Source organism: Moorena sp. SIO4E2, assembly GCF_010671945.1.
In the GTDB taxonomy this organism is placed as follows: Bacteria; Cyanobacteriota; Cyanobacteriia; order Cyanobacteriales; family Coleofasciculaceae; genus Moorena; species Moorena producens.
Genome location: NZ_JAAHIE010000661.1, coordinates 1 through 3,553 on the forward strand (window position 1 = coordinate 1; position 3,553 = coordinate 3,553).

Below are 3,553 nucleotides of genomic sequence, written 5' to 3' on the forward strand. Positions count from 1 at the left end.
ACCTCTAATTACGACCCTGACCCAGCCATGGCCTCCCGCAAACAACATCAGAAAAGGTACTATCGACTCGAATTTAAGGTAAAAACCTACGATTATGCTTTTCATTAAGTTTTGTCAGTCAACCAGGGTCATTGATACAGAAAATACGGTTATTACAGCTTAAATTAACCATTGTATTTTGTATTTATTATTTCTGAAAATTCAATGAGTAATCCATTAGAAAAACCCCAACAGAAATCAGAAATCACAACAACAACACTTGCTTTTTTCGCGTTGATTCTAGCAGTTGTCTCCTTATCGATGGCAGGATTATTTATTCGATTAAGTCAACGAGAAATTGGATCCATTGCCATAGCATTTAATCGTCTTTGGATTGCAACTTTAGCCTTTGGATTATTGAATGGTATTAATTCTATAAGTACCTACCCTGAGAATAGCAAAAGTCAAAAACAAAAAACCTATACCCTAGGAAGAATAGGACTATTGTTGAGTGCTGCTACCGTTGCCTCTGTCAGCTTACTAATGTGGAATTGGTCTCTGGCACAGACTAATGTTGCTAATGCGACTTTAATGCGTAATTTCAATGCAATGTTCACACCCCTGTTAGGATGGATACTCTTTGGTCAACGCTATGACAGAAAATTCTTAATTGGAATGGTAGTGGCTATTGCAGGAATTATTACGATTGGACTAGAAGATGTACAAATTTCCCTGAGTCACTTGCAAGGTGACATAGAAGCCTTAATGTCTGCATTGGGTATTAGTGTTTTCTTGTTGATTGTGGAGCAACTCCGAAGCCGGTTTAGCACCACAACAATCATGTTATGGCGTTGCGGGATTGGAACGCTCTTAATCTTACCAATTTTCCTGTTGACTCAAGATGGATACTTTCCTTATTCAGTCATAGGATGGCTGGCCGTTATTGCCCAAGCGATTGTTTGTCAATGTCTAGGTCAAGGACTGTTAGTTTATAGCCTGAAAAGACTATCTTCAGGGTTCATTTCTCTGGTCGTTCCCCTGGAAGTCGTTTTTGCTACTATGGCAGCTTGGTTCGTCTTCTCAGAAAAGATTAGTGTATTCAATTGGTTCGGTTTTGCTGTGGTTTTACTGGGTATATATTTAGCTAAATCTAGTCTATCGACTCTAAAGCCCATGGAGAAGAACTAATAAAGCAAAACAAATTCCAATTGTAACGCATCTTAAAAAAGAATTAAGTCCTGTGAGCTATATTGGAGCTGATGCTATTGTGCCAGGGCTATTTCATTCTAAAAATGCGCTTGAGTGTGTCTAGTCCAAATTGGCAGTATCGCTGTGCTTGAGCCATATTGGAGAAGCCATTGGAGCGATAGATATTCAGCGCAAAATTACGAGCAACTGCAAAGATTTGAGGTAACTGATGCATGCGAATGCGAGAAGCATCTTCTTCCTGAGTGACATCTCGCACATAATGGACTTTGTTTTCTACCCCCCCAATACCCCCGAATACGTTGGGCAAAGGATTCCGCAGACTCGATGAAAGAAGCCACATAGTAGCGTGTTTCGGTTTCCAGCTGGTGTTGTTTCCCCTTTTTGAATTGTCGAACACTCTCCACTCGGATTAGTGTTTTTAACCCTGGCCAGGACAAGATGTGTTCGAGTTGTGTGCATATGCGTGCCGGAGCGCTTTTCGATGCGTCCATGCCCAATACTTACTTCAGTATGACTTTGTTGAGGAACAAAGTGGGCTTTGACGCTTTTGAATAGGTTGCCCTGATTGCCTTTAAGGGCACCTAGGTAGTGATTTTCACACCTTTTTGATCAACTGAGCCGTTTTTTTTGAGTGCTAATCGCATCAAAGGCGAACACCACACCCTTGACAGCCAGTTGTGTAATAAACTCGCGGTTTGGCTTTGACGCACGTTTGTTTTGCTATCCACCTGATCGGGTTCGAGAATCAGACCCCGCTCAACCAGATAAGCACTAACCAGCATAATCGCTCGGTGAGGTGGAGAACCAGGATTATCACTCTCTAGTTGGTATGAGCCCCGTAAGACTTTACCATCTACAGCTAAGGTTTCTCAAGGGCTTGGGTTCAATGCCAAAGAAGCGAGCCAGGGCCCCAGAGTACTGGTGGTCTTCTTGGGTGACCAGGACACGGCGAATCGTACTGTAGGAAGGAATCCTACCCAACGGGGGTTTGAATAGCGGGGGGCAATTCGTCTCGATAGCTGTTGAGCCAGTCCCCAATGGCTAGAAAACCTCGGTTTCCAGCTGCAATGGCCAAGGTAAACAGGGCTAAACACAGAGCTACTTGATGCCGTTTCCCAGAAACCTTGCGTACATCTGGGATGAGGGCATTGGCTTCTAGAATCTCGATGCCCTGAGGGGGTGACTCCTCTGGGACGAGGCTAGGAACTGAGACAGCAGGGGCAGATTGGGCAGACAAACGCATGGTCACTCATGAAACTCTCAGCTAACTTGTAAGCCTAGCATTTATTAGCTTTCATGAGAATGAAATAGCCCTGCTATTGTGCTGAAGGTTGTTGATAATCATGATAAAATTTGATCCACAGCTTGGTTAGTGCAAATCAGCACTCGTTATGACAAGTTATTGAAGCAAGGTTCCCTGCCTTTGTAGGGTAGGGAATGTTTGCTCAATCAGTCTTTGTTGAAATTTTAAAATATAATCATACAATGGACACAGAACAATATAAGTCCTTTAAGATTAAAAATACAACCATCAAAATTAAGATTTTTCCCAATATGGCAGAACCCTCCGAGGGTTATACGCAGTTCTTGCTAAACCAGTTAAACAGTACGGGAAAAACAGCCTTAGATTTAGGATGTGGTACGGGCATATTAGCTATTGCTTTAGCGAAACAAGACTTTGAAACGGTTTATGCTGTTGATATCCATGAAGACTACATTGCAGCGACTCAGTATAATGCAGAATTAAATGATGTTTCAGAACAGGTTATTGCCTTGAAGAGTAACCTGTTTGAGGCTATCCCTACCGACACTCGTTTTGATTTGATGGTGGCTAATTTGCCGGCAACACCCGCATGGGATAACATCCCCTTGTATAGTCGTGCTGGAGAGGATGGCAGAGATTTGATTGATGCCATGCTTCACCAAGCTCCCCATTGGTTAATACCTGAAGGCAGAATACAATTTACCCAGTCCTCCCGGATTAGTCCTGAGACAACAATGGCGTTAATGTCCCAAATTGGCTATGCGTATGACGAACCAATGAGTCAAGTCATCAAGTGTAAGCAACATCGCTACTTTGAGCTTTATCCACAATACTTTCAACAACTACTAAATGCTAACCGCATTTATGTCGAGAATGGGGTTATTTTTGAGTGGGTTTACCTGTTTCAAGCTATAGCAGAGAAAGAGTTGGTTAGGACAAAAAAATCAAAGCATTATCGATAGCATTCTGTAAACCCTTAGTGGTGCAGAGAAGTCTTGAAAGTACTGGTAGGTATAGAGTCTCAATAATAAGACAGGGATAGCATGACAGGGGGATTCCATGAGAAGCTTAAGGTCCCAAACTCAAAGCAAATTTCATGGA

At 42.5% G+C, this 3,553-nt stretch carries 4 protein-coding genes; 2 read left to right on the forward strand and 2 right to left on the reverse strand.

The genetic code is table 11. The features are described 5' to 3' along the window. Window positions 1–204: 204 nt before the first annotated feature. The gene (locus tag F6K37_RS34995) at window positions 205–1,167 is read left to right on the forward strand and encodes a DMT family transporter (RefSeq protein WP_287255446.1); all 963 of its coding nucleotides are present in this window, start codon (window positions 205–207) and stop codon (window positions 1,165–1,167) included. Window positions 1,168–1,255: 88 nt separating this feature from the next. Here the strand turns inward: F6K37_RS34995 and F6K37_RS35000 are convergent, their stop codons facing one another. Beyond that, window positions 1,256–1,585 carry a hypothetical protein gene (locus F6K37_RS35000; RefSeq protein WP_287255447.1) on the reverse strand — a complete coding sequence of 110 codons (330 nt, stop codon included), beginning with the start codon at window positions 1,583–1,585 and terminating at the stop codon, window positions 1,256–1,258. A 576-nt stretch (window positions 1,586–2,161) separates the two neighbouring features. Next, window positions 2,162–2,431, reverse strand: coding sequence for a transposase family protein (locus F6K37_RS35005; RefSeq protein ID WP_287255448.1), 270 nt, complete (start codon window positions 2,429–2,431; stop codon window positions 2,162–2,164). Between the two features lie 242 nt (window positions 2,432–2,673). On the opposite strand from F6K37_RS35005, the gene F6K37_RS35010 reads away from it, so the two are divergent. Continuing rightward, complete coding sequence (locus F6K37_RS35010; protein WP_287255450.1) at window positions 2,674–3,414, forward strand: 50S ribosomal protein L11 methyltransferase; 741 nt, start codon at window positions 2,674–2,676, stop codon at window positions 3,412–3,414. Window positions 3,415–3,553 lie beyond the last annotated feature (139 nt).